Annotated in this window: 34 protein-coding genes, 1 tRNA gene and 1 pseudogene; 14 read left to right on the forward strand and 22 right to left on the reverse strand. The window is 65.0% G+C overall.

From position 1 onward, the window contains the following. Nucleotides 1–3: 3 nt before the first annotated feature. Genes VGN82_RS14300 through VGN82_RS14315 form a run of 4 tightly spaced genes read right to left on the reverse strand, consistent with a single transcriptional unit; the run spans nucleotide 4 to nucleotide 4,087 of the window. Nucleotides 4–831, reverse strand: coding sequence for a phage head morphogenesis protein (locus VGN82_RS14300; RefSeq protein ID WP_327527688.1), 828 nt, complete (start codon nucleotides 829–831; stop codon nucleotides 4–6). Next, complete coding sequence (locus VGN82_RS14305) at nucleotides 828–2,162, reverse strand: DUF1073 domain-containing protein (RefSeq protein WP_327527689.1); 1,335 nt, start codon at nucleotides 2,160–2,162, stop codon at nucleotides 828–830. The genes VGN82_RS14300 and VGN82_RS14305 overlap by 4 nt, the downstream gene beginning before the upstream one ends. Nucleotides 2,163–2,166: 4 nt before the next feature. Beyond that, on the reverse strand, nucleotides 2,167–3,690 hold the full coding sequence (gene terL, locus VGN82_RS14310; protein ID WP_327527690.1) for a phage terminase large subunit: 1,524 nt from the start codon (nucleotides 3,688–3,690) through the stop codon (nucleotides 2,167–2,169). After that, nucleotides 3,590–4,087, reverse strand: coding sequence for a terminase small subunit-like protein (locus tag VGN82_RS14315; RefSeq protein ID WP_327527691.1), 498 nt, complete (start codon nucleotides 4,085–4,087; stop codon nucleotides 3,590–3,592). The genes terL and VGN82_RS14315 overlap by 101 nt, the downstream gene beginning before the upstream one ends. Before the next feature lie 350 nt (nucleotides 4,088–4,437). Here VGN82_RS14315 and VGN82_RS14320 point away from each other — a divergent pair, with 350 nt between their 5' ends. Next, nucleotides 4,438–5,637: an IS256 family transposase gene (locus VGN82_RS14320; RefSeq protein ID WP_327527692.1), complete on the forward strand. Its 1,200-nt coding sequence runs from the start codon at nucleotides 4,438–4,440 to the stop codon at nucleotides 5,635–5,637. A gap of 372 nt (nucleotides 5,638–6,009) precedes the next feature. Here VGN82_RS14320 and VGN82_RS14325 read toward each other — a convergent pair whose 3' ends face one another. Beyond that, complete coding sequence (locus tag VGN82_RS14325) at nucleotides 6,010–6,792, reverse strand: DUF4145 domain-containing protein (RefSeq protein ID WP_327527693.1); 783 nt, start codon at nucleotides 6,790–6,792, stop codon at nucleotides 6,010–6,012. Nucleotides 6,793–6,989: 197 nt separating this feature from the next. Here VGN82_RS14325 and VGN82_RS14330 point away from each other — a divergent pair, with 197 nt between their 5' ends. After that, nucleotides 6,990–7,562, forward strand: coding sequence for a hypothetical protein (locus tag VGN82_RS14330; protein ID WP_327527694.1), 573 nt, complete (start codon nucleotides 6,990–6,992; stop codon nucleotides 7,560–7,562). Between the two features lie 40 nt (nucleotides 7,563–7,602). Here the strand turns inward: VGN82_RS14330 and VGN82_RS14335 are convergent, their stop codons facing one another. The 15 genes and pseudogenes from VGN82_RS14335 to VGN82_RS26475 all read right to left on the reverse strand — a co-directional run bounded on the left by VGN82_RS14335 (nucleotide 7,603) and on the right by VGN82_RS26475 (nucleotide 15,964). After that, nucleotides 7,603–8,391 (reverse strand): hypothetical protein, encoded by a 789-nt coding sequence (locus VGN82_RS14335; protein ID WP_327527695.1) that lies wholly within the window; start codon nucleotides 8,389–8,391, stop codon nucleotides 7,603–7,605. Nucleotides 8,392–8,464: 73 nt separating this feature from the next. Then, entirely contained in the window at nucleotides 8,465–9,799 is a 1,335-nt protein-coding gene (locus VGN82_RS14340) for an AAA family ATPase (RefSeq protein WP_327527696.1), read from the reverse strand. A 23-nt stretch (nucleotides 9,800–9,822) separates the two neighbouring features. Next, nucleotides 9,823–10,233, reverse strand: coding sequence for an SLOG family protein (locus VGN82_RS14345; protein WP_327527697.1), 411 nt, complete (start codon nucleotides 10,231–10,233; stop codon nucleotides 9,823–9,825). Then, nucleotides 10,230–11,045, reverse strand: a complete 816-nt coding sequence (locus VGN82_RS14350; protein ID WP_327527698.1) for a DUF7146 domain-containing protein — start codon at nucleotides 11,043–11,045, stop codon at nucleotides 10,230–10,232. Before VGN82_RS14350 ends, VGN82_RS14345 begins: the two co-directional genes overlap by 4 nt. A 120-nt stretch (nucleotides 11,046–11,165) precedes the next feature. Continuing rightward, nucleotides 11,166–11,390, reverse strand: a pseudogene (locus tag VGN82_RS26470) (CHC2 zinc finger domain-containing protein); the annotation flags it as partial. Beyond that, entirely contained in the window at nucleotides 11,387–11,734 is a 348-nt protein-coding gene (locus tag VGN82_RS14355) for a helix-turn-helix domain-containing protein (RefSeq protein ID WP_327527699.1), read from the reverse strand. The gene VGN82_RS14355 and the pseudogene VGN82_RS26470, both read right to left, overlap by 4 nt. Then, entirely contained in the window at nucleotides 11,731–12,057 is a 327-nt protein-coding gene (locus VGN82_RS14360; RefSeq protein ID WP_327527700.1) for a hypothetical protein, read from the reverse strand. The genes VGN82_RS14355 and VGN82_RS14360 overlap by 4 nt, the downstream gene beginning before the upstream one ends. Further along, a complete protein-coding gene (locus VGN82_RS14365; protein WP_327527701.1) occupies nucleotides 12,054–12,656 on the reverse strand; it encodes a hypothetical protein in 603 nt (200 codons plus the stop codon). The genes VGN82_RS14360 and VGN82_RS14365 overlap by 4 nt, the downstream gene beginning before the upstream one ends. Before the next feature lie 82 nt (nucleotides 12,657–12,738). Further along, nucleotides 12,739–13,743, reverse strand: coding sequence for a hypothetical protein (locus VGN82_RS14370; protein WP_327527702.1), 1,005 nt, complete (start codon nucleotides 13,741–13,743; stop codon nucleotides 12,739–12,741). Further along, the gene (locus VGN82_RS14375) at nucleotides 13,740–13,925 is read right to left on the reverse strand and encodes a hypothetical protein (protein ID WP_327527703.1); all 186 of its coding nucleotides are present in this window, start codon (nucleotides 13,923–13,925) and stop codon (nucleotides 13,740–13,742) included. Before VGN82_RS14375 ends, VGN82_RS14370 begins: the two co-directional genes overlap by 4 nt. Then, complete coding sequence (locus VGN82_RS14380) at nucleotides 13,922–14,500, reverse strand: GcrA family cell cycle regulator (RefSeq protein WP_327527704.1); 579 nt, start codon at nucleotides 14,498–14,500, stop codon at nucleotides 13,922–13,924. Before VGN82_RS14380 ends, VGN82_RS14375 begins: the two co-directional genes overlap by 4 nt. Next, nucleotides 14,500–14,694 (reverse strand): hypothetical protein, encoded by a 195-nt coding sequence (locus VGN82_RS14385; RefSeq protein WP_327527705.1) that lies wholly within the window; start codon nucleotides 14,692–14,694, stop codon nucleotides 14,500–14,502. The genes VGN82_RS14380 and VGN82_RS14385 overlap by 1 nt, the downstream gene beginning before the upstream one ends. A gap of 10 nt (nucleotides 14,695–14,704) precedes the next feature. After that, nucleotides 14,705–15,133, reverse strand: coding sequence for a hypothetical protein (locus VGN82_RS14390; protein WP_327527706.1), 429 nt, complete (start codon nucleotides 15,131–15,133; stop codon nucleotides 14,705–14,707). Nucleotide 15,134: 1 nt separating this feature from the next. Then, nucleotides 15,135–15,599 carry a hypothetical protein gene (locus VGN82_RS14395; protein ID WP_327527707.1) on the reverse strand — a complete coding sequence of 155 codons (465 nt, stop codon included), beginning with the start codon at nucleotides 15,597–15,599 and terminating at the stop codon, nucleotides 15,135–15,137. Nucleotides 15,600–15,721: 122 nt separating this feature from the next. Continuing rightward, nucleotides 15,722–15,964 carry a carph-isopro domain-containing protein gene (locus VGN82_RS26475; RefSeq protein ID WP_414644299.1) on the reverse strand — a complete coding sequence of 81 codons (243 nt, stop codon included), beginning with the start codon at nucleotides 15,962–15,964 and terminating at the stop codon, nucleotides 15,722–15,724. Between VGN82_RS26475 and VGN82_RS14400 the strand changes: the two genes are divergently transcribed. Both VGN82_RS14400 and VGN82_RS14405 read left to right on the forward strand, forming a co-directional pair. Then, complete coding sequence (locus VGN82_RS14400; protein WP_327527708.1) at nucleotides 15,963–16,811, forward strand: XRE family transcriptional regulator; 849 nt, start codon at nucleotides 15,963–15,965, stop codon at nucleotides 16,809–16,811. The two genes, VGN82_RS26475 and VGN82_RS14400, sit on opposite strands and share 2 nt — an antisense overlap. Before the next feature lie 267 nt (nucleotides 16,812–17,078). Further along, complete coding sequence (locus VGN82_RS14405) at nucleotides 17,079–17,372, forward strand: hypothetical protein (protein WP_327527709.1); 294 nt, start codon at nucleotides 17,079–17,081, stop codon at nucleotides 17,370–17,372. Between the two features lie 501 nt (nucleotides 17,373–17,873). Here VGN82_RS14405 and VGN82_RS14410 read toward each other — a convergent pair. Further along, the gene (locus VGN82_RS14410; protein WP_327527710.1) at nucleotides 17,874–18,035 is read right to left on the reverse strand and encodes a hypothetical protein; all 162 of its coding nucleotides are present in this window, start codon (nucleotides 18,033–18,035) and stop codon (nucleotides 17,874–17,876) included. Between VGN82_RS14410 and VGN82_RS14415 the strand changes: the two genes are divergently transcribed. The 10 genes from VGN82_RS14415 to VGN82_RS14460 are packed head-to-tail and all read left to right on the forward strand — an operon-like array spanning nucleotide 18,022 to nucleotide 23,562. Continuing rightward, nucleotides 18,022–18,399 (forward strand): hypothetical protein, encoded by a 378-nt coding sequence (locus tag VGN82_RS14415; protein ID WP_327527711.1) that lies wholly within the window; start codon nucleotides 18,022–18,024, stop codon nucleotides 18,397–18,399. The two genes, VGN82_RS14410 and VGN82_RS14415, sit on opposite strands and share 14 nt — an antisense overlap. Next, nucleotides 18,399–18,599 carry a hypothetical protein gene (locus tag VGN82_RS14420; protein ID WP_327527712.1) on the forward strand — a complete coding sequence of 67 codons (201 nt, stop codon included), beginning with the start codon at nucleotides 18,399–18,401 and terminating at the stop codon, nucleotides 18,597–18,599. The genes VGN82_RS14415 and VGN82_RS14420 overlap by 1 nt, the downstream gene beginning before the upstream one ends. Continuing rightward, nucleotides 18,596–18,913: a hypothetical protein gene (locus VGN82_RS14425; protein WP_327527713.1), complete on the forward strand. Its 318-nt coding sequence runs from the start codon at nucleotides 18,596–18,598 to the stop codon at nucleotides 18,911–18,913. Before VGN82_RS14420 ends, VGN82_RS14425 begins: the two co-directional genes overlap by 4 nt. Further along, the gene (locus VGN82_RS14430; RefSeq protein ID WP_327527714.1) at nucleotides 18,910–19,938 is read left to right on the forward strand and encodes a YqaJ viral recombinase family nuclease; all 1,029 of its coding nucleotides are present in this window, start codon (nucleotides 18,910–18,912) and stop codon (nucleotides 19,936–19,938) included. The genes VGN82_RS14425 and VGN82_RS14430 overlap by 4 nt, the downstream gene beginning before the upstream one ends. Continuing rightward, nucleotides 19,935–21,011 carry a recombinase RecT gene (locus tag VGN82_RS14435; RefSeq protein ID WP_327527715.1) on the forward strand — a complete coding sequence of 359 codons (1,077 nt, stop codon included), beginning with the start codon at nucleotides 19,935–19,937 and terminating at the stop codon, nucleotides 21,009–21,011. The genes VGN82_RS14430 and VGN82_RS14435 overlap by 4 nt, the downstream gene beginning before the upstream one ends. Before the next feature lie 3 nt (nucleotides 21,012–21,014). Then, on the forward strand, nucleotides 21,015–21,653 hold the full coding sequence (locus tag VGN82_RS14440; protein WP_327527716.1) for a TRM11 family methyltransferase: 639 nt from the start codon (nucleotides 21,015–21,017) through the stop codon (nucleotides 21,651–21,653). Continuing rightward, nucleotides 21,650–21,841, forward strand: coding sequence for a hypothetical protein (locus VGN82_RS14445; protein WP_327527717.1), 192 nt, complete (start codon nucleotides 21,650–21,652; stop codon nucleotides 21,839–21,841). The genes VGN82_RS14440 and VGN82_RS14445 overlap by 4 nt, the downstream gene beginning before the upstream one ends. Continuing rightward, entirely contained in the window at nucleotides 21,838–22,131 is a 294-nt protein-coding gene (locus tag VGN82_RS14450; RefSeq protein WP_327527718.1) for a hypothetical protein, read from the forward strand. The genes VGN82_RS14445 and VGN82_RS14450 overlap by 4 nt, the downstream gene beginning before the upstream one ends. A gap of 20 nt (nucleotides 22,132–22,151) precedes the next feature. Beyond that, nucleotides 22,152–22,442, forward strand: coding sequence for a hypothetical protein (locus tag VGN82_RS14455; protein WP_327527719.1), 291 nt, complete (start codon nucleotides 22,152–22,154; stop codon nucleotides 22,440–22,442). Next, entirely contained in the window at nucleotides 22,354–23,562 is a 1,209-nt protein-coding gene (locus VGN82_RS14460) for a site-specific integrase (protein ID WP_327527720.1), read from the forward strand. Before VGN82_RS14455 ends, VGN82_RS14460 begins: the two co-directional genes overlap by 89 nt. 88 nt (nucleotides 23,563–23,650) lie before the next feature. Here VGN82_RS14460 and VGN82_RS14465 read toward each other — a convergent pair. Next, nucleotides 23,651–23,727, reverse strand: a tRNA-Asp gene (locus tag VGN82_RS14465). Between the last annotated feature and the right edge of the window lie 138 nt (nucleotides 23,728–23,865).

Below are 23,865 nucleotides of genomic sequence, written 5' to 3' on the forward strand. Positions count from 1 at the left end.
TCCTTAGAACTCGATGACCGCGCGCGCCGTGCAGCGGCAGTTGATCGGCTGGCCGGGGTGCCCATCGCTCGGAGGGCTCGCCCATTTGAACGTCTTGCCTTCGCGCGCCCAGTGGGTCGGCCGGGCGTTCGGATATTTGCCCTCGGGATTGCCGCGAACGCGCTCGTCTAGGGACGTCGACCAGACGTATTCCGTGACGCCCATGGCCTGCTGGCGAATCCGGTTCAGGTCGCCGTTGAAGCTGGCGGCCTGATCCCGGGCGATGAGCTTGGCGCGCCGCCGGGCGATGCCGAACTCCTGGGTGATGATCTTCTCGAGCTCGCGGTTGTTCAGACCTCGGGTCAGAGCGTCGAGCAGCTTGTTCGAGAGCCGGCGCGCGACGTCCTGAGAAAGGCCACGGACCAGCGAGACATTGCGGAGGACGGCGGCGTCGATCGTGTCCTCGATCCCCTCGGCACGAAGAACCGCGCCAAGGTCGATACCAATCGCCGACCGGGCGGCCTCGTTCCACTTCCGCCGGTTCCGCGTCTCCTCCGACTCGAACGCGTCGCGCCATTCCGAGCGCAGCCCATCGACGAAGCCATCCGCGAAATCCCGCAGCGCCCGGATGGCGCGCTCGAACCAATTCAGGTCATCGCGCATCAGCTGGTGCTTTGCCGAGACCGCTGCAGGCAGCACATCCTGCGCCACCTGCGCAGCCATCCGCCTCAGCAACTGGTTCGTCGGAGCCAGAATCGCCATCTCGAACGCGACAGTCGCAGAGATCGGCCGTAGCACGACGCGCTTGCGCTTCGTCTTCCGCGCCTCTCGCATCCAGGACTGGACGTTCATTCGTCGGCCGCCCGGTGGCGCTGCTGCTCGTTCAGCCGCGTGGCTTCCGCTTCTGCATCCCTGTCCTCGGGCTCGTCACCGAACTCCTCAAGCGCTTCGTCAAGACCGGGGAACGTCCCATCCTCGACGAACATGTTCTGGACGCTGCGGGCGAAGGCATGATCCGGGATCAGCCCGGTGTCGGCGATCGCCTTGATCGCCGTCGCCTTCTTCTGCGCGACGTCGGCCTTCTCGACTTCGGTCATCTGCCAGAGCGGCGCCCACGCGTAGTGGATGGCTGCCGGCCGACTGCCGAGCGCGGAGCGGATCAGGATCTCGTCGAGGCGGGAGAGCGCCGGCCGGAGCTCGAGGTTCTGCCCGGCGCTGATCCGATCGTAGTAGTTCCGGATATCGCTCTGCCCGGTCGACTGCAGGCCGCCAGGCGTCTGGCCCAGCAACCGCGTCGCCGGGATGTCCGCTGCGCCTGAGGCGATCTGCAGGTAGGTGTTCAGAACCTCTGGCAGCTGGGCGAACGAGATCTGCTTGTGGTCCCACTCTTCCTCGCCGTCGATCATCAGAGTGTTGGTGATCGACTTGCCGGTGTTGGCCAGCGAGTAACGCTGGAGAACCCGGGCAGCGTACTCCTGCGTCGCGAGGTTCTCCATGAACCCCGGCACCTTGATGACGTCGACCTTGGCCTCCTGGAGCATGGCGGCGATGGCCGCGGCCGCGCTCCCGGCCTGCATGACGGCGTCGTAGACCGCCTGCAGCACTGTATCGCCCCAGCCGTCATAAGCCATGACGCGGTCAGGCAGCTCGGCGCCGACAAAGCGCACGACCCGCGAGGGGTGGACGTCGACCATGACGGTCTTGCCGGCCAGCGAATACTTGATCGGCTCCCCGTAGAAGGGCGAGAGCGGATCCTGCTCGAGCTCGCCGGCGATCATCTCGTGGCGGCTGAAGACGTGCAGGTATTTGAGCCCGCCTGCCCTCACGCTGTCCGGCCGGAGCTCGCTCATCGGATCGGCGTCGCCTGTCCCGATGAACAGCACCGCACCGCCATAGAGCCGCGCCAGCTTGCGGGCCCGGGCAACCTTGGCCTGGACGCCAAGCCGCGCCTCCTCGGCCTCGATCTTCTCGATCTGGGGCTTGTCAGCCTGCCAGTCGCGCCATTCGCGCGTCTCGTCGAAAGCCGGGATGTCGACGATCTTCCTCGCGATCCAGTCGCCTCGGTAGGCATTGTCGACCTGGTTCTTGTCGAGCAGCGGCAGCGTGAACATGCCGCCCGTCGATTTGTCCCTGACCGTCCCCAGCCCGGAAATCAGATTCACGAGCGTGTCGGACGTCAGCATGCGGTCAGCTCACATTGGCGAGGGTGAACCTCGATGCGTTGGCGAGCCGGCCGAAAGCACCGGAACTGGCGTCAACCTGGTCCTTGAATGAGCCGCCCGGGAACAGGCAGAGCTCGTCGAGATAGTCGTCATTCCATGTGCCTGACACGATCCAGACGTTGCCGGCCTCGCACTGGGCGGCTAATGGCTCGGCGCGCGTGACCTTGTCGCCGGTCTCCGGCTCCGCGTGGGCGCGGTAGCCGGCGAGCATCGCGATCATGTCCTTGCTCTGGACCTTGCCGGCTTGGCCGGGGTCTTGAGGAATACTGATCTGCACGCTGTGGCCGTCAGTCTCGGCAGTAGCCTTGATAAGCCTGCGGACAGCGGGGCCTTCGTCCTGAATCTTCACCACATGCCCGACGACAAAAGACCCGTCGGGGGCGCGGCCCAGCTTGACGCCCGCCGTGCGTGCGCTGTTCGAGCGAGCAGTCGCCGCCAAATCCCAGTGCCGAACCCATTTCGTACCGGCCGGCGCCACTTGGATCGTCTTGCCCTCGAACCACGCGCGCTTGAACATCCCGCCTTCGCGGGGCGTCGGTCGCTGCTGATACTGGCCGGCATAGGCATATGAGCCCATGTCGCGCTTGAGCGCCTCGACCGCCTTGGGCGGGAAGCGGATCGGATCGAGCAATTCGCCGTCGGCGGTGCGCGGATCCTCGAACCCGATCACCGTGCGGCACTTCCGCTCCGGCTCGAACTCCATCGGCAGGCAGAGATGCACGAACTCCATCCCGAGCTTCAGGATGGTGCCCGAGACGTCCTCGGCGTGCAGGCGCTGCATCACGACGACGATCGCGGATCGCTCCTGATCGTTCAGGCGGTTCATGGCGCCTTCCCGGAATCGCCGGGTCGTCGTCTGTCGCTCCGTGGGGCTCTCGGCCGTCTCGGTCGAGTGCGGGTCGTCGATGATCAGCCTGTCGCCGCGCTGCGAGGTCAGCGAACCGAACGCCACGCCCTCACGGGTGCCTGTCGAGCTGTTCGCGAACGAAGTTTCACCCGTCCTGGTGAGCACGACTTCAGGCCATAGCGCCCGATACCACTCCGACAGGATCAGGTCGCGACACTTGCGGGTGTCGCGCTTGACCGGGACGTCGTTGAACGCCGTCGTCAGATAGCGAAGGCTCTGCTTGCCACAGGGTCCCCATTCCCAGGCCTGCCAAAGCACGCTGCAGATCAGCGACTTCGACGAGCCGGGCGGGACATTGGCCAGCAGCCGTGGCGGCTGCATCGTGCCGAAGGTGATTGCCTCGAGGTGGGCACACAGCGCGTCGAGGTGCCAGTTCCACACCAGCCGGGCGTTCGGCTCGAGCACGTGCCAAGCCTCGCGAACGAAGCCTGCCAGTGTCGAGCACCGCGCTCGGATCGCGTCGGCGTCGCGCGCCAGGCGCTCACGCTCCTTCTGAATCTCCCGGCGCCGGATCTCCGCCCTCACCTCCGCCAGCGTCGGCAACCGTGCCGAGGATAGCGTCGAGCGCAGCGAGCTGTTCATCGGAGAGCCGTGATAGGTCCTGCGTCTTGATCGGGCCGCCGTTCGCGCCGGTCAGTTCGACCTTGCGTGGCTGCATAATGCGGGCTGCCTTGTCGATTGCGTCGATCGCAACCCGCACCCGGGCTGGGTCGATCTGCTCCTCCACCGCGCGCTTGCCTAGCACGAGGATCTGATTGGAAAACGCCTCTGACCTCTCCGCGCGCGCATGCGCGAGACGCTCGCAGAAATCAGGACGCGAACGCTGCCAGCGATAGACGGTGGCATGATCCGGCATGTCGTCGGCCTCGCAGACCGAAGCCACGCTCCCACCTTGGGCGATGCGCCTGCAGAACTCGTCGACCAGGTCGTCTGCATAGTCAGACGGCCGCCCACGCTTCGGCGCTTGTTCGGCGCCCATATTCAGATCTCCACCGATGAAGGGCGATTGGTCAGAGGTTGTCTATGACTGCGCGCTTCATGCGCGCGCGGTGTCGTAGAGCTCTATCCTGAATCGTCGAGGTTCCTGGCGACTGGGTAAGCGGTCGAGGCTCGTGCAACCCGGTCGGGACGGTCGCTGGGCGCCGCCCTCCCTTGCCGTGCTCCCTGAGGCCGCACATGCGCGAGGGGGTTCGCGAGGTGTGCTTCGAAATGCGTCGCCCCGCAAGGGGCAGGTCGTGTCCCTGGTGATGGTGTAGCTGGCAGGTGGTCATCGGCGATTGCCGGTTAGGTTTGGGTTGCGAACGCCAACCCCGAGCCGAGAGATCCCCGATGACCGACGAGATGATGAGCCTGCGCGGGCTGCTGGAGAAGAGCCCCGACACGGATTTTCTGCGTGAGATGATCGGCTTTGCCGCCCAGCGCCTGATGGAGCTGGAGGTCGGCAGCCTGACCGGCGCCGGCTTTGGCGAGAAGAGTCCGGAGCGTCTGGCCCAGCGCAACGGCTATCGCGAGCGCGACTGGGAGACGCGCGCCGGCACGGTCGAGTTGCGCATCCCCAAGCTGCGCAAGGGCTCCTACTTTCCGGGCTTCCTCGAGCCGCGTCGCATGGCGGAGAAGGCGCTGACGGCGGTGATCCAGGAGGCCTACATCCAGGGCATCTCGACCCGCTCGGTCGATGACCTGGTCAAGGCGATGGGGATGAGCGGCATCTCGAAGAGCCAGGTGTCGCGGCTTTGCGAGGAGATCGACGAGCGGGTGCGGGCCTTCCTCGACCGGCCGATCGAGGGCGACTGGCCCTATCTCTGGATCGACGCGACCTATGTGAAGGTGCGCCAGGCCGGCCGGATCGTCTCGGTCGCGGTGATCGTTGCGGTCGGCGTCAACAGCGACGGCCGGCGCGAGGTGTTGGGCATGGATATCGGCCCGTCCGAGGCCGAGACCTTCTGGACCGCGTTCCTGCGCAAGCTGGCGCGGCGCGGCCTGCGCGGCGTCAAGCTCGTCGTCTCCGACAGCCATGAGGGCATCAAGGCCGCCGTCTCGAAGGTCCTCACCGCAACCTGGCAACGCTGCCGGGTTCACTTCATGCGCAATGCGCTCGCCCATGCCGGCCGCAGCGGACGGCGGGTCGTCTCGGCCTTCATCGCCACCGCCTTCGCCCAGAACGATGCGGGCGCTGCCAGCCAACAATGGCGCAAGGTCGCCGACCAGCTCAGGCCGACCGTTCCCAAGCTCGCTGCCCTGATGGACAAAGCCGAGACCGACGTGCTCGCCTACATGACCTTCCCGCCACAGCATCGCGCCAAGCTCCATTCGACGAATCCGCTGGAGCGTCTCAACGGCGAGATCAAGCGCCGGACCGAGGTCGTCGGCATCTTCCCCAACGAGGACGCCATCACCAGGCTGGTCGGCGCCATCCTGCTCGAACAGAATGATGAATGGGCCGTCCAGCGGGCTCGCTACATCACGCTGGAAAGCATCGCCCCGATCAGCGATGATCCGCTCGTCAGCCTGCCCGCAGTGGCCGCCTGACCAGCCCGGCCAAAGCCGGCGCTCGACGGTTCCTACCGTCAGCTACACCACGACCGGGGACACGACCCAAGGGGCATCGTCGCGGGGGCCGGGCGAGGTGGCAACGACCCTATAGGGGTGTTGCCGCACGCGAGAAGAAATTTGGTGGCCGGAGGGTGCTTTCGGCTTGACGGGTTTGGCGTCAGCCGCACGTTTCGCGACGATGTCGAATGGATGCCCGCAAATCGGGGCTCTGACAACCACCCTAAATCGCGCCAAGAAGCGGGGTGGCAACAGGTCTATGGGGTCGTTGCCGCAGAGGCGAATTTTGTCCTGGGCTATCGTCCACAGGGACAGTGCACGGCGTCACAGGGACAAGCGGGGGCGACAATTTCACGGATCTCGTCTATCCCTCTTCTCGATCTGCTCTAGAGCTCCCGCTGGCAGGGTTGAATAGACTTCGTCCACCAGACGCTTCTCAGAGACGGTCTTGTCCACGATCAGGTTGAACAGGCGAAACAAGGTCTCGGCCGTCGCGCGATCGTCACGAAGGTCGAGAGTGCCGGGGTGCACCGCATTGTTTCCGATTACGCGGACAGCATCGAGCGCCTTCTGAAGGTGAGAGCCGATCCCAGCCGCAACTAGTGCCTTGATATCTGAATTGATGTTGTCGCCAGGCTGCCCGAGGTGCTTGCACAGCTTCTGGATGCAGAGCCTCAGGAGAGCCGCCGCCCCCCGAGGCGAAGCGTCCAAGATAGCGGAAGCCTCCTCATAATCAGGCCGAATGGCGTCTGGGGTGTCCGGGTTTGCAGGCGGACCGCCCGCCATGCGCGGAAAAACCAAGCCGTCGTACACCCAGACAGCCATCTCCTTGCAGTTGAAGCAGCGGGACAACCACAGATTTTCTAGCGGCCTACCCCATTGCTCCCTCTCCCCGGAAGGGAAAAATGGACGCCGCTTCAGCGCCTCTTTGACAAGCCTCTTGATTGATGCCCGCTCTTCTTTCTTCTCAACGCTAGACCAATCGTGATCATCTTCATCAGTTATTATTCGAGGAAGAGATTCATTTTGAGAAAGTGCCGAACCATTGAGCTTAAGCCAAGTTTGAGACGTAAAAGCCTGGCAGTGTGGGCAATTAAACGCCGTCTCTCGGATAGACGGTGCGACATACTTCATCTTTCGGCCCCCCAACGGAAACTCGATACTAACGGTGTCACCGACAAGCGCACGACTGCGGCGATTGGCGTGCACAGGATTTCGATTATCAGCCCCATGGCCTACCGACGGAGCCGGACGGCCTGTCCTTCGGGCAGCCGCGCTTGCCTGGGCGCGGCCGGCGTGCATGAGTTTTACCTAGCGATCTGGGGGGCTGCTTGATGACAGGAGCTATAACCAAACTCAGCGGGCCTGCGGTTGTTTTAATATTGGCAGGGTTCGCTATCTCTGCGAGTGCCGCGACAGAAGAACTCCAGCGCAAGGCGATGCCCTCGGAGTTCTGGTCGGGAAAAACCATGACAGTGGAAGCCCGGCGCGAGTTTGCGGTCGGCGTACTCGACTATTGGAAGGCGGTGTCCGAACGAATCCCTCGCCTGTCCCCCAAAGAGCGAGACTGGATCAAAACGGAACTGTCGACGAGCGATACTGCGCGCTTTGTGGCTGCGATGAACCGCAAGGAAGGGGCACTCTACCTTGCCGCTGACGCCGTTGATTTCTGTGTAAAAAGCTATCGCGAAATCATCCCCCTGCTGGGGAAAGATAGCCGTTCCGAAGCTCTCGCTTGGGTAAACTCAATGCGATGCTATGCATCTACTGATGAACTGCGCATCCATTTTTACAAAGCCGGGCTTATCTCAGAGCCACGGGTGGACAAAGAGATAAAAATGCAAATGTTCTCAATTTGGTGGCAGTCGTCTCTTCGGGCGATAGAAGGCTGCCTTAGCGAATAAACTTTTGCACAATTACGCATTTCGTGCGTCGGAACTGCCTTTACCTTACCGCAACTCCCTGCTGACGGAGCTCGGCGGCCACCGCCGCCGCGGCGACCTTCCGCTGCCGATCGAGGCTGGTCCGCGAGAGCACGCGTCCGGGCATAGCCTCGTGCGGCTTCACGACGAGCGGCAAGCAGTCGGCATCGCGGCAGCGGGCGCGTAGCACAGCCAGGGCCTCGGCGGCCGGAACCGTGGCCGCCACCTCCCGCGCTATCTCGCGGCGCCGCTCGTAGGCCGCGAGCACTGCCGGATCGCGCGTGTCCTTCACCTGCCCATCCTCCGGGTCGACGTGCGGCGCCGCGTTGGCGCGGCGGGCCGCCGCCTCCGCCTTCGCCGTCGCCCGCTTCTTCCGATGGTTGAGCATGCCGGCCATGTCGCGGCCCGTCGCCGAGGCATAGGCCCAGAGCATCAGCGCGTCTGACTGCAGCGGCTTGCCGTCGAGATAGGCCATCGGCCAGGCGAGCGCCTCGTTCATGCGCGACAGTTCGTCTGCGGTCGGCCGCGCGGCGCGGGCCTGCTGCTTCTCCTTCTCCGCGAGCGCGCGGGCCTGCGCGTCGACCATGTCGGCGAACTCGTGGACCATGGCGGGCCAGCCGTTGCCATATGCGCCGGGCCCGACACGGACGCCGGATCGGCTCAGCACCTCGAATGCCTCGATGAGGCGAACGCCGACATGCTCGGGCGTCCAGGCCGTGGGGATCTCATTCTCACCCAGGGCGTCGATGCGGGAGCGCAGATCGTTGGCGAGGCCAAGGTATCCGGGGATTGTTGCAGCAGCATCAGTCACAGGGACAATTCTCGCTCACAGGGACAGAATTGGAGATCACAGGGACGAAAGTGCATCGCGACAGGGACAATGCTCACCATTTGAATTCCTCGGTGAACTGCTCCAGAGCTTCGTTCCGCGGCTCGTCGGAGACCTTGGGACGGGGCGGGTCCACACCCATGACGGGCTTGCCGGTGCGCCAGACCCAGTCACCGTCCTTGCCGATGAAGCCGGACAGCGTCAGCTTCTCGACGGCGCGGTCGCGGGCCTTCTTGACCCGCTCTTTCAGCTTCTCGGGGTCCTCGTCCTCGCCGGCGACGATGCGCTCGTACTCGTCGCGCCACTCCGCCAGCGTGACGCAGAGCGTCTTGGCCGGCGCGCGGATCTTGGGTGGCGGCTCCCTGCCCTTCTCGCCGACCGCTGAGACCAGCGCACGGAAGGCGACGGCTATGTTCGGCTTCAGGATGAAGCGGCCATCCTCGGTCTTGGCCGGTCCACCGGCATTGGCGGGCGCCTCGCGTTCCTCCGCCTCCAGGCCGGCCGGGATCGTCGACACGCATGACGAGACGGGGTCGCCATCGGCATCCTGTCCGGTCTTCACCTGGCGGAGGACGAAGCGCCACGACAGGCCCTGCTCGCCCTCGCGCTGCTTGGTGACGGTCGCGGCGCGGATCGGCCGCTTGTCCTGATCCTTGACGCTGTTGTGCGGGCCCCGCGGCGCGTCCTGCCGGGTTCCGGACTCGGTCACCCAATCGATGTCGATCGTCGTCTCGAAATCGCCGGTCAGCGACCCATGCCCACGCGGCCGCCCGCCGGAGGCGGGCTTGTGGTGCACGACGATCACCGCGGTGTTGAGCTCGGTGACGATCCGCATCACGCGCTCTTTCACCCGCGAGACGTCCTTGCCGGCGTTCTCATCGGCCCCGGGCGTGGCCGCGCTCCAGGTGTCGAGCACGACGAGACCGAGGTCCGTTGAGAACGTGCCGGCCCAATGCCGGATCTCCTCGATCAGGTCGGTGATGTCGGTGTCGTTGGCGAAGAGGTCGGCGCGGCGCGTCAGGACGACCATGTCGACGTCGTCGTCCGGCTTCATCTCGTGATGGCTGGCATAAGCCAGCTGCCGGCCCTTGAACCCCTTGCCGCCCTCGAATGCGCAGTACACGACGCCGGCCTTCTTGGTGCGCCGCCCCTGGAAGTCGATTCCGCGCGCGATGTGCATCGCGAGGTTCTGGGTTTCGAAGCTCTTGCCCGTCTGCGGCGCGCCGTAGATCAGCACGGCCTCGCGCGACGGGATGATCCCCTTGATCAGCCACTCGTAATGCTGCCGGGCCGGCGCGAACGTGTCGCTCCAGGAGATTGCGCCGAACTTCGACCGGAATTCCGGAAAGACGAGCGCCAGCGTCTCCGCCTCGAACGTCTCGAAATCCATGATGGGTCGGAGGTCGAGCGCCATCACCAATCGACCTTGATGACGCGAACGCCCGCGCGCTCGGCGATGTCGCACATGTTGCGCGTGCCCTTGGAGCCCGGGAATGCGATGACGGCCGAGGGCACCTCCTCCTCGAGCATCCGGCGGTTGCGAAGCGGGCCTGCCGCCTTCCCTTGTGCCTGCCAATCGGCGGCGTAGATCTGAAACGGGATCTTGCGGCCCTCCGCCCACGCGGCAGCCAAGGCATCGGCGCCAGTGGCGTCGCCGCAAGCCAGATGGGTCAGGCCAAGTCGGACAACTGCTGCATCGAGGATCTGGGTCAGGCGCTCGCGTTCGGCGGCGGCCTGGTTCTCATAGGTGCCCCGGACGTCCTCGCCGACGCCGGCCGGCACCAAGCCATAGGATCGTCCGCCGCAGACGATGATCGTGGTCACGCCGCCCTCTTCTGCTCGAGCAGCACGTCATTCCAATCCGCCCTGGGCGGGGCATAGTCGATCGAGACCATGCGCCCCTGCTCGCGGAAGCGCCGGGCGGCGACCAGCAGGCGGGCACGGGTTGCGATCGCATCGCTGTCGCCATCGCCCAGCAGGATGATCTGCTCCACTTCGGCGGGCAGGATGATTCCGGGCTTGTCGGGATCAGGCACGCAGTTGGGGACGGTGCCGCGGCCGGACGGATGTTTGACTGACGCCGTGCAGCCTCCGGAGAGGTTGCCGAGCGAGACGGCCGATATCACGCCCAGATCATCCGGGCCCCGGCCCTGCTGATACCAGGAGAGGCAGGTTTCGATGCCCTCCCCGATCGCCATGACGCGGCGGACGGGCCCGAGCCGAATGGCGCTGCCCATCACGGTACCGAACGACTTCTTCGCCTTGTTTTGACTGGCATCGCCGGGCGGCTTCAGCTTCGCCGGCTCGTTCGGGTCAAGGTAGGTGCGATGGATGCCAGTGATCTCGCCGGCAGCGTTCCGGATCGCAGCGATCATGCAAGGGAAGACGCCGAGGCCGGTTTCGTCTTCAGCATCCCGGTCTGGATAACCGCGATACTCCAGCCCGGCCGCAAAGCGGAGGTCCGCGACAAGTTCGAGCGGCGGGACGATTCCGCGACGACGCAGGTATTCCATTGCCTGAGTGCCGACGATGGGCATCGAGTCATTGAAGATCCGCGCCGCGCGATCGGCGCTGCGTTCCTGCTTCTGCTGCTCGGCGACCTGGCGCGCTAGCTCCTGATCCTTGCGCTCCTCCATGCGTTCGCGAAGGATCTGCGGATCAATCGGCCGCGACTGGCTTTCGCGCCGAGGAGCCGGGCAGCCGTTGATGATCTCGACAGCTTCGAAGAAGGGCGTATCGGCGCTCGGGTTGGCCGCATGCTCGACCATTTTGATCACGTCGCCGCCAACGGCTCCGCGGCAGTTGAAGACCTGCTCGATCGCGTTGACGGCAAAGCGGTCGGTGCCGTTGCACCGCGGACATGGCCCAACCCACTCGGAGCCGGAGCGCTTTAGCTGGGCACCGATCTGCGTCGCGATCTCGAGGATGTCGGCGGAGCGAGCCTGGTCGATCCAGGCCTCGATATCGGGATCATGGCTCATGCCCGGGTCTCCGAACGTAGCGCGAGCTTGCCGAGGCGGCGCCGAGCATGGTCGACGCCATCATCGGCGACGACGCGGAGCATCCGCTCGATCATGGTGGCCGGACTGACGCCGGCTTCGCGCGCAAGCTGCTGGATCAAGCGCGCCCGGCGGTCGGTGACGTAGAGCCCAAAGTGACGGCTGCCCGAACGAGCGAGCGGAATTTCAAAACGCTGTGCGATCAGGCAGACGCGCTGCCGGCTGATGCCGAGAATCTCGGCAATCTCCCGGCTGGATTTGCCCTCGCGGGCAAGCAGACCGATCTGCGTGGCGCGGGTTCGCGCGCCGACGATCATCTTGTTCATGCCGCCTCCTCCTGCGGGAGCCCGCGGTCGATCTGTTGAAACGTCTGCTTGCCAGCTGTAACGGCGGCGATGATCGCGTTGACCGGTGCCCGACCGGCTGCGGCAGATTTCTCGCCGTCGAGTCGGATCGCGCTCAGCATGTCTGCAGCAGCGGCCAACAGTGCGGCACGGCGCATGTTGTCGAGCTCGATCGCCTGGCCGCGAGTGGCCGCGATCTCCTCGCGCCTGCGGATTGTCACCGCCTCCTGCTCGACCGCATCGATGCAGGCGGCCATGAACTCGCCGCCGCGCAGGGTCTGGACATCGCGGAGTGCGTCGATCATGCGAGCGCCTCCCGTCCCGCCATGGCCGAGTCCATCTGGCTGATGATCTTCTGCTGCTGCATGGGGGTGACCAGCATGGCCGCGCGCGGAGCAACCTGCAGGGCGGCCCAGTACCAAACGGCCGCAGCGTCGGCTTCGTCGCCGTTCTTGGCCGGCCAGCCAAGGAGATCGCAAAGCGCTCGTGCGTGCTTCTTCGGGTTTTGCGGCCTCCCCTTACCAAGGAAGGCCTTTCGAGCTGTCTGGACGTTCGCCGTGCGTGTCGGGATGTGCCGCATACCGCCGACGAACTCGACAACGCCGATCATCTTGGACAGCGTGATCGTGGTCTGCGGATTGGAGGTCATGCGGACCTTGCCGCGTTCCTCGTCGTATTCGCCCACGAAGGCGCCCGGATTGATCCCGGCCTCGAAATAGAGCCAGTCCGGCTTCTCCACCTTGGTCCAGTCGATCAGCCAGTGACCGAGCTTCATCATGGCCGCGGTGTTATCGATGTCGGCGCCCTTGATCGAAAGGAAGCGCGGCGCCTCGCCGACGCGCCCGTAGGCCACGCCGGTGTTCGACTTGCTGATGTCGAGTGCGAGTATCAGGGGCGCGGTCATGCGAGCACCCATCGTGCGGCTGATATGATCCCCGCCCACAGCACAAGCGAGATCGGCGCTCCGTAGAAGAGACCGCGCAGCATCAAGCGGTCTCCTGCAAGCGGATTCGAAATCCGATCTGGGGTACCTCAATCAAATCGACTCCGATGCCCGAGAGCCCGGCCCTGATGCCGGTCAGTCGCGTGCGGAAGGCATCGGCGCCCGGCCAGGGCCCGGCCTTGAGAAGGACATCGAGACCGAACAGCCCATCTGCGTTCATGCGGGCGATGGTTCGCGCGACAGGCGCGGTCGCCTGCCAGTCGCCCTTGGGCCCACGGATGATGTGAGCGTGCGTGTCGATCGCGACGATTCCCATCGCATCGAAAAGGGCGGCCGAAGGCGTGCTTTCCGGTTGCGGTTGTTGCAGCGGCGTCGGCAACGTCGCGTCCGCCGCCGGCAAGGGATCGACGGGCGCTAGCACGCCCTCCCCCTCGCCGGCCGGCGCGACGAATTGACCGGATTGCGTGGGGACATGCCGAACGTCGCCCCCGCCCACGCATGCATCCGGTCCTTGTTCCAGACTTTCACTGGCCGCCGCTTCGCTCTGCGCTGCGGGGAGACTGCCGGGGGCGACGATCTCCGTGTCTTTCGGGTCGAGAAGCGCATAGAGCGCAGGCTCGCGCCCACCTTTGGCGCCACGACGCTGCGGCGCGATGGCTTGCATGCGAACGCGGCGAGTGACGCCGGCTCGCTCCAGGTCGGCGTTAGTGTCTCTGATCTGGGCCTTCGTGCCGGCAACGGTCGGCGAAACACCGGCCCGCGCCATCGCATCCAGTGTCTGCGGGGCGGCCATAACGGACGCCAGCAGATTGGCTCGGCGCTGGGTGGTGTGCACCTCGATGCCATCGATCTCGACGACGGCGCCGGGGCGCGCGGCCGTGTCAGTGAGGCGGCGCGGCGTTCGGGCAGGTGCCGGCCCGCTGCTCAAGAAGGGATCGGGCGCGCTCTGGTCGAGCATGCCAAGGAGGATGTGCACGAGCCGATCCGTTGCGCGCTGCTGGTCCTGAATCGCGCGGAGGAGCTCGTAGGGGCTGGGCTGAATGGTCATCGGGCATCGGCCTCCCGGTCACGGATCAGCTTCTGCCGCGCGTTTTCCTTCTCGATCTGGATGTCGAGGATCGACATGGAGTGGAGCGTTTCGATCGACAGCATCCCCCCGCCCTTCGTCTCATCGATCCGGAGATTGCGCATCACGCGGCGCGCCGCCGTGTGGAGGGTTTCCTCGCTCATGCCGCGCTCCTGAGGTTGCGATCCTTGAATTCCCGCAGGGCCGGAGGGGCGTAGACGATCCGCACGCAGGCAGGGCAATAAGACGTGCCCATCGCGACGGCCGCGCCGCAGACGCGCTTGTCGTGGATCGAGGCGGCGTCCCAGCCTGGCATCGGCATCGCGCACTGGAACCGGCCGCGCTCCATGAAGAGAACGCCGGCATCGGAGTCCGGGCGGGAGGCCGCGACCGTCTCGTCGAACCTGCCAAGCGCCCTGTCTGCGATCCCCTGGAAGACCTCGCGACGCTTCTCCGGATCCTTTGGAAGTCCGCCGGCCGGCATCAATCGCGCTTGCTTCGGCGCCCGCGGGAGGCGCTCTGGCTTGGGTGCCTTGGGTTTCGGGATGCTCGCGGCCTTGCTCTCGCGCTTCGCGACCGGGATCCGCTCCATGCCGAGCCGATGAGCCTTGCCAATCACGGCACTGCGCGAGGGGCAGCCGATCGCGAGAGCCACTTCGGTGAAGGACTTGCCTCCCGCGCGCAGTCGCTTCATCGCGGCGACCGCTTCATCGGTCCATTGGAACTTGGCGGCAGGCATCAGACCTGCCTCCGACGAGCGTCATGCTCCGGATCGAACCGCGGGCGCGGTAAAAATTCGTCGTGTTCATCGACGAGGCCCGGCACCTCGACATGGGTCAGCATCCGGTAGAGACCGAAAAAGATCAGCCCGCCGATCGCCAGGAAGATCACGGCGCCCGGATCGGGAACGAGGTCGACGAGGAACTGCCGCATCGCGCCCTCCTCAGTTCAGCGGCGCAATGCCGCCGCGCAGCGCGGCAGCGTTGGCCTTGCCTGCGGCTCCATCCTCGTCGTCATCGTCGGTGAGGCTGTCGATCGCGTCTGAACGCTTGAGGGCTGCTTCGCCCAACGGCAAATCCGAGATCATGCCGAGGGCATGCTTGATCTGATCGAGCGTCTCCTGCTGGTCCTCCTCGAGCTCCTCGCGGAGGTTCTCGATCTGGACCAGGAGGCGGCGCTCCTTGATGACCGTCTTCAATTCCTTCCGAGGAATTCCGGCGTCCTTCGCTCGATCGAAGACCTCGGTGATCAACTCCTGGACGCTCTTTACGCGCTGCGCGTGCTCGCCCTTGTAGGAGGCGATCGTCTCGTGGTGCCGCTCGATGTCGGTCACAAAGCGCTTCAGGACTGCGGAGTCGAATCCATTGCTCATGTCAGGCGATCCTCTTGGCTCGGATGGCAGCACACGCCTGCCGGGCGTGCTCAACGGCGCGCGCGGCATCGCGAAGTTCGTTCTCGATGAGAGTGGCGTCGGTCGGGCTGATGCCGTCTGCGACGAGTTCGGCGTACGTCTTGGCGAGCTGCGTTGCCTCGCCCATCACGCCGCTGATCGACGCGTGGACGCAGAGGGCCTTGCCGGCCACCTGCTCCTGGGGCGCGATGTCGAAGCCGAGCATTGCCGCCATCGCCTGCGTCACAATCGGCTTGCCGACGAACGCCTCGAGCTTCGAAAGCTGGAAGACGTTCATGAATGCCTCGGGCGGATCGACATGCATCCGGCCCAGCTGAGCCTTCTTCAAGCCAATGGCACCGGCAGCCTCTCCGCACCCGCCGGCTTCCGCGATCAGTTCGCGAAGCGCGGCGTGGATCCGTTTCTCCCTGGGCGTCATCTCAGTCATGGGCGGGCTTTCGAATGGGGAGACGGAAGCGGTGAAAATCTCGGTGCGTGCCCTGCCCGCCTGGCCCTATCTCTCGGGCAGTGAGTTGCGTGGCGTTGCGTTCGGGGGGCGAGTTGGGATCATCAGGCGGCCTCATCGGCGCCGCGATCACGGCCCTTCGCCCGGGCGTGGATCAGAGCGAGCGTCTCGAACGAGATGTCATCTCGGCCGGAGGCTCTCGCGGCTTCCACAAGCTCGGCCCAGTACTCGGGTGGGATCGACCCCCGCCTCTTCATTTCGGATGCGGTAGAGCCACCAATCGAAAGAGCTCGGCTGACCGCAGCGGGCCCACCCAACGCGTCGAAAATGTCTGGAACAGATCGCATGCTGCAGATGTACACGGATCGTGTTGATCATGTCAACATGATCTCTGTTCACACAACGTGTGATAACCTGCCCATGGAAGAGATGGGCAGCAGATTGCGCAAGGCGCGCGCCAAAGCGGGCTTCAAGTCAGCGCGCAGCGCGGCCGTGCGCTTTGGGTGGACTGTGTCCACTTATGGCGCACACGAGAACGGCCAAAACGAGTTCGGACCCGATGCGGCGATCGAGTATGCGAACGCATTCAAGACGACCCCCGGATGGCTCCTCACCGGGCAAGGGATTGAGTCTTTACCGTTCGATCTACCGCCCCTGGGATCCCCCCGGCGCACCGAGGCTGACGCACCTGTCGGCGCACAACCATCCCCCAACCCGCCACCTCAGACTGAACCAAATGTCGTTATGGAGGGGCCCGCTCGCGAGCCTTGGGTGCCTCGCATCAGGGATGTGGAGGAGCTCGGTCTCGGGATAGCCAGCATCGAAGGCGACGAGAGCGCGTTCGAATTCAACGGCCAGGTGATCGATCGCGTCGTGCGGCCGCCGGGACTCGTAGATCGCAAGGGCGTATTCGCGTTGCGCGTGGCCAATCACTCGATGTGGCCGAAGTTCCGCGATGGCGAGCGAATCTACGTCGACACCAAGCGACCAGCCATCGAAGACTTCGTCGTCATCGAACTCCACCCAAGCGACGAGGGCCGCCCGGGCAAGGCCTACGTCAAGATGCTCGTCGGCCGCGACGCCAGGAAGATCAGGGTTCAGCAGTTCAATCCCGAAGGCTTCCTCGAGTTCGGACACGACGAGATTTTGCGGACCTTCAGGGTCATACCGACCGAAGAGCTTTGGGGCGGATGAAGATCGACAACGGATGGATCGCTCCGGTCCGCATGATTGCCAAGGTGACCCAATGAGCAACGATGTAACTCGGTTCGTTGATGCCAAGAAGCTCGACCAACCGTGCAAGCTTTGTAGGAACCCCAATTGGGAGGTAATTTATTCCGAGCCGGGCCCTTACGACCACCAAATAAACTCCCGCCAATTCTTCTCCATGACCTGCACCAACTGCGGACTGACTAACCTTCACGACGTTTCAGTCGTCGCGAAATGGGCGAGGAAGAAGTAATGGGTCTCGAATTTCAGTTGATCCAAGGGGGCAAGCAGGACACCGGCGGGCGCGCGCCCACCTTGAAAGGAGGAGGCGGCGGTGGCACATCTGGAGACATGGAAGCGCGCGTATCAGGAATAGAGAAGCGGCTCGACAAGATCGACACCAAGCTCGACGCTCTCGGCAAAGATGTCGCAGAAGTCAAAGGCCGCATTTCAGCAATGCCAACGACGTGGCAGCTCCTCGGGATGATCCTCGCGATCATGGGAGCCAGCTTCGCGATTATCCGTTTCGGGCTCGGCAAAATCTGAGGCTCGGCACGCGCGCGTAGCCTAACCGCGCGCGCAGGATTCGCGCGACACGCTCCCGCGCGAGGTAGGTATATAACCTATATCCAGTTCATAGACCTGTCCGCGACGCTTCCGGACGATCCTGGCCGTGACCGTGGAGAGGGGCGCCCATAGCGCCCCCTCGTCCCGTCGAGCCAGACTCAAGGCTAACGACGAATCTCCAGCGCTACGCCGCGCAAACCTGCTCAGCGCGGAAAGTCGGCCGCCGGAAAACCGGCATGAGCGTCAATTGATGCCGCTCGCCGCAGCTCTTGCAGAGCAGCTTTCCCCTCAGGTCGTCGACTCGCTCGATGCCGCGCTCTCGGAGGTTTGCAAGCTCCGTCCCCTCGATCGATTTGCCCCTTCCGCAGGGCGAGCACATGACCTCAAGGGCGTCCAGTTCACCCAGCGGGGGCGCTGGAACGCGCCGGTTCGACCAACCCATACTCATAGCCAGCCCTGCCTTTTGTTCTCTTTAAGTTCTCATTTACGACTCAGGTCGAGCGAAGAGTCCAGCCCCGAACCGCAAGCCATCGGCAGGCTCCCGGCGCGCGATTGCCGAATGTTCACATAATCCATGTTGACATAGATCGTGTTCATTTCTATGTTGATCTCCATCAGCAACCCGCCGATGGGGATCGCCATGTACGCTTTCACCTACCAGGCCGAGGAGATGAACCTCCTCCCCGCCGTGAAGAATGCCCGGGTCGAGTTCAACGGGGACATCGACCTGAATGCCCGCCCTGACGGCACATGGACGATCGAGAGCATTTGGCTCGACGTCGCCACGCCCGGCCCGCGCTTCACGACCATCAACACGAAGCACAAGCTGCTCGCCGGCGACGTCCTCTACGAGATGGTGGTCAAAGCCGCTGAGGCGCACGACCGCGCCACTCACGCGATCTCAGACCACGTCAATGATGAGATCGCGGATGCGGACCGCGCGGCCTACAACGATCACCAGCACCAGCTCGGCAAGGACATCGCCCGCGGCCTCGAGGTGCGGTGATGGCAAGCGTCGCGATCACCGAAAGCTCGCTCGACCGGATCGAGCGCCTGTCGTTCGAGAAGATGACTCTCGCGCTCGCGGGGAAGCACCTCGCCGTGAAGCTGGCGGAGGTCTATCGCGCGGCCGGCGCCAATCCAGCCGAATGCCAGGCGATCCGTGACTGGGTGGCTGCTCTCGCGAAAGCGGAGGGCCAGTCGTGACCATCACATACCACGTCCCAGCCTTCGACCAGGCAGAGGCGCGCGAGATCGCCTATGCGGTCCACGCCGGCCGGATGGGGCACATCGAGCACTACCTCGACCCGGCTGCCGCCCAGCGCGTCTGCGACCACCTCAACCGCCTCGGTTCTAAGCGCCGCGAGGTTTTCACCGTCGAGGTCGACGAGCGCGTCACCCACGACGGCATCATCCCGGTCGCCTGGCCCGTCGACAAGGTCGCTGACGCGGCCGCCGCCTATCTCCTCGTCGCCATCCTGCCGGCCCTCGCCGCGCGCTTCTGGTGGATCACCACATGAATCAGGATCTCAAACTGTCTCCCGAGGCGCTCGCCCTCACGCTGCTGCCAACGGACGTCCAGCGCATCGCTATCGAGAACCGCGAGCAGTGGATGGGCCTGCGCGGGCAGGACATCACCGCCTCGGTCGCCGGCGCCCTGTTCCAAGAGCACCAGTACGCGACCCGTTACGGCCTCTATCTGGAGAAGGCCGGGCTCGCCCCGCCGCAGGAGGAGGTCACTCCGACGGTGACCGAGGACTCGATCGTCCTGCCGCCAATCCTGCGGGGGACGCTGTTCGAGAAGACTGCGATCGAGATGGTGCGGCTGCTCAAGCCGGACTGGAACGTCTTCGCGGCGAACAACGCCTATTACCGACTGCCGGCCGCCCGCATCGGCGCGACGCCCGACGTTTTCGCGTCGCGCCCCGACCTGCCCGGCCTCGGCATCATCCAGGTGAAGACCACCGATGGGCTGATCTTCCGCAAGAAGTGGGTGAACGAGGACGGCGAGGTCGAGATCCCCGCGTGGATCGCCATCCAGGCGATTGTCGAGGCCAAGCTGACTGGTGCGTCCTGGGCCTGCGTCGCGCTGATGATCGGCGGGATCAACACTGAGCTGAAGCTCTTCGACATCCCGATCCATGATGGGGTCTGGGCGCGGCTGGTCGAGGAGGTCGGCGAGTTCTGGCGCCGGGTCGAAGAACGCTCCCCGCCCGAGCCCGACTTTGCGCGGGACGGCGATCTCGTCCGCAGCACCTACGCCGGCGACGAAGGAGCCGAGGTGGACTGGTCGGCCGACAACCGTGTCCCGGCAATCCTTGATGAGCGCGCCGAGTTGAAGGCCGTCGAGAAGGCCGGCGCCGACGCCGAGAAGAAGCGCAGGGTGCTCGAGGTCGAGCTCCTTGCCAAACTCGGTACCGCCGCTGTGGGCCGCGCCGCTGACGGCCGCGTCGTGCGGGTCAAGACGATCCGCGTGAACCGCAAGCCGTCGCCGGCCAGCACCTACACCTATCCGAAGTTCAGCATCGAAGGAGAGGCCGCGTGAACGCCGTAGCCCCGCAGACCCAGAACAAGACGCTCAGCCCGTTGGCGGCCGCGCGCAGCGATGTCGAGCGTATGGAGGGACAGTTCAAGCTTGCCCTGCCCGCGCACATCCCTGTCGAGCGCTTCGCGCGCGTTGTCATGACCGCGGTCGGATCGAACCCCGACCTCCTGCGCGCAGACCGCGCCAGCCTGCTCGAGGCATCGCTCAAGGCGGCCCAGGACGGCCTGCTCCCGGACGGTCGCGATGGCGCGCTCGTCATCTACGGCCAGAAAGTCCAGTGGATGCCGATGATCGCCGGCATCCTGAAGAAGGTTCGCAACAGCGGCGAGCTCCTCAGCATCTCGGCCTACGTCGCCCACGAAAAGGACAAGTTCTTCTATCGGCTCGGCGACGATGAGACGATCGAGCACGAGCCTTTTCTCGATGGCGACCCCGGCAAGCCGCGCATAGTCTACGCCGTCGCCAAGACGAAGGACGGCGGCACCTATCGCGAGGTCATGACCGTCGGCGAGGTCGAGAAGATCCGCGCCGTCAGCAAGGCGAGGAATTCCGGCCCCTGGACTCAATGGTGGGGCGAAATGGCGCGCAAGACGGTGCTGCGTCGGCTGGCCAAGCGCTTGCCGATGAGCACTGACCTTGACGACGTCATTCGTCGCGACGACGCGCTGTACGATTTCGAAGGTGCGAAGGCCGACGCCCAGCGGAACGCGCCTCGTTCGCTTGCCGGTAAGCTTGATGCGCTGGCCAACACGGTGCCTCTCGGAGCGCCTGCAATCGCACATGATGCGGGTGTTGGCGACGTCATTGAGAGCGAGCCGAACAACGTGACGACCGGGCGGATCGAGCAGGGACAGGAACACGACGCTGGCCAAGGTGGCCGTCCGGACGACGATGATCGCTTCCCCGGGGATCAGCCGACCTCGACCGATCTCGCCAGCCGTCGCGGTCGCGAGGCGAAAGAAGCCGGTCTCGGTACGCGTGCCATGCCCGGCGAGTACCGCGCTGAGGGGCGAGAGGCTGAGGCTGCCGCGTGGATGGAAGGGCACAAGTCCGTCCAGTTGGCGGAGGCCTAAGTCGTGACCGATGCCCTGGCCCGCGAGCGCAAGAGCCACATCTGGGACCGTCATCCTGACGATTGGTATGTCGAGGACCGCTGGGTCTCGGAGCGCTTGTTCGCATCGGGCGCTCTGGAGGGGTGCAAGACGGTGCTCGACCCGGCCTGCGGGCTGGGCCGGATCGTTCACAGCGCCGCGGTGGCCGGCTTCCGCGCCGGCGGCTCGGATATCGCTCCGCGCTGGCGCGATCAGCCACACCTCGGCATCTATCGCGTTGCCGACTTCATCAGTGGCGCTTGGCCCACCGAGAAGAATAGCCGCATCTGGGCCGAGCCCGATGCCATCGTCTCGAACCCGCCGTTCAAGCACGCGGAGGCATTCGCCCGTCTCGCTCTCCAGCGCGCCCGCAAGGTTGTCGCCCTCTTGCTGCCGACCACCTGGCGCCACGGCGACGAGCGATCGCGCTGGTTGGAGACGACACCGCTGGCGGAAGTGCTCGACCTCTGCCCTCGCCCTTCGATGCCGCCCGGCCCGGTGATCCTCGCCGGTGAAAAGCCCGGAGGCGGCACCAAGGATTTCAGCTTCTTCATCTGGCGCATCGGCCACGAAGGCCGCCATTCGGGCGGCTGGCTGCGCAAGAACGATCGGGAGGCCGCATGAGCAAGTTCAAGCCCCGCCCGGAACCGACTTGGCGCGAGCACCTGACCGCCAGCGAGCGTGAGACGGTCAACCGTGCCGACGCCGCTCAAGCCGAGTGGAAGCGCCTTCGTGGCGTGCGCGCTGAGATCGCCAGCCGCGCCGCACTGCGAGCAAAGGCGAGGCCCGGCAAGGAGATCTCCTGCAAATGAAGGACGCGCTGCTCTCGAATTTCTTCCAGCTTGCGCTCGCCGCTCCCGTCGGTTCCCCTCGGTCGGAGCGGCTGCTGCCGGCGTTGGGCTCATTAAGCCCTATCAGCCTGCCTAGGCGCGCCGGCAGCCCAACTGGGAAATCCCGCGTCTATCTCTACCGCTGGGATCGCTGCGGCCGGAAAGGCCAGCGCTGCCGCGTCTTCGCCCGCGGCACGATGAACTCTGTCGGCCTCCTGTTTGAGGATGGCTTCACGATGGTCACCTCCGGCAATGCGCTGAGGAGGGCCTGACGATGGCGCGCGCTCGCCACATGCTCGTCAGCGAGATCCTCGGCGACGGCACTCTGGCCGATGCCGGCCGGCTGATGAACATCAGCGAGGCTGACATGCGCGCAAAGCTCGCCGCCCTCGTCGCGCGCGGCTTCCCGCAGCCAGACGCCACGACCGGGATGATCGACCTAGATGCCGTCGTTCAGTGGCGGCGCTTGCGTCATCCGTCCCTCTTCGACCTGATTGGTCACCAGCCGGGCGCTCAGGACGCCCGGAACGTCGTGTCCGACAGGATCAAGGGGATGTTCGCCAATGCCAAGGCCGGGCGGTAAGTCGTTGAAGATCCCCTACTACTACGAGCGCAAGGGGCGGGCGTACTGGGAGCCGCGGGGCAAGGTGCCTGCGGGCTTCGCCGCGCGCCCGCTTGGTCCAGCCGGCGAACAAGCCCGCATGGCTGCCGCTCGGCTCTACAACGCCATGTGGCAGGCCCGCCGAGGAGGCGCCGGCGACGAACAGGACAATCGGCCGAAATGGCCGAAGGGCACCGTCGGCGAAGCTTGGGAGGCTTACCGCCGTACCGTCGAGTGGACGAAGAAGCAGCCGCGAACCCGTGAAGAGTGGGATCGTGTCTGGGTTCGTCTCTCGCCCGTGTTCGGCGACGTGAAGCCGAGCACCATTACGCTGATCGATATCAGTGCCTGGCGCGCTCAGATCGAGAAGCACGTTTCCCAGCGCGAGGCGCATCGCTGCATCAAGATCTGGCGCGCCCTCTGGCAGGTCATGGCCGCACTGAAATACTGCGATGCCGACAACGACCCGTCCTTCGGCGTGAGGAATACCGAGCCGGCGCCGCGGTCGCTAGAATGGCAGCAGTGGGAGATCGCTCGCATCGGCAAGCGAGCCTGGCGGGAGGGCTTCAAGGGCCTGGCCGCGATCCTCGCTGTGATGTGGGACGGGATGATGTCGCCGGTCGACGCCCGGATGCTCAAGCCTGCCCAGCGCATCCGCCATGGCAACCTGGAGGCCTTTGCCATTACCAGGGGCAAGACGAACGCCCTCGCCTACGCTCCCCTGACGCGACGCGCCGCGAAGGTCGTCGACGCCTATCTCAAGGATCGGAAGGTCGTCGACCTCGAACGGCCGATCTTCAGGACGCGGCGCGATTCGGACTACCGGAAGAACAGTCTGGCGGAGGACTTCCGGGACATCCGCAAGCTGGTGTTCCCGAACGATCCGCGCACGCTGATGGACATCCGTCGTTCGGGTGCGCTGGAGGCTTCGGCCGGCGAAGTCGACCCGAAGGCACTGTCCGATGTCATGGGCAACACCATCGCCGAATCGAAGGCTTTGCAACGCACCTACACGCCCGCGCAGATCGCCACGGCAGCTAAAGTTCCAGAGGCTCGGAGGAAGGGGCGACGAGCTCGGGCCGCGAACGAAAGCGGCTCATAATTCCGAAATTGCCGGTCAGGCGATTCCGAATTCAGGACCTTGGGAGATTTTGTGAGATGAGAAAATTCAGTATCTTCAGAGAGATACATGGCGCGGGCGACGGGGCTCGAACCCGCGACCTCCGGCGTGACAGGCCGGCACTCTAACCAACTGAGCTACGCCCGCGCAGGGCGGCTGGGGCGCGGTGGCCGTCAGCGAGGTGTGGATTATGGCCCCCGGCCGGAAGTGTCAAGCGTGTCTGCCGAACAAAGCGGAGCAGTGGAAAAATATCTGACCGCGCACGGACAATCCTGCGCTCGACGC

The sequence above is a fragment of the Allobosea sp. genome (genome assembly GCF_035999205.1).
Taxonomy (GTDB): Bacteria; Pseudomonadota; Alphaproteobacteria; order Rhizobiales; family Beijerinckiaceae; genus Allobosea.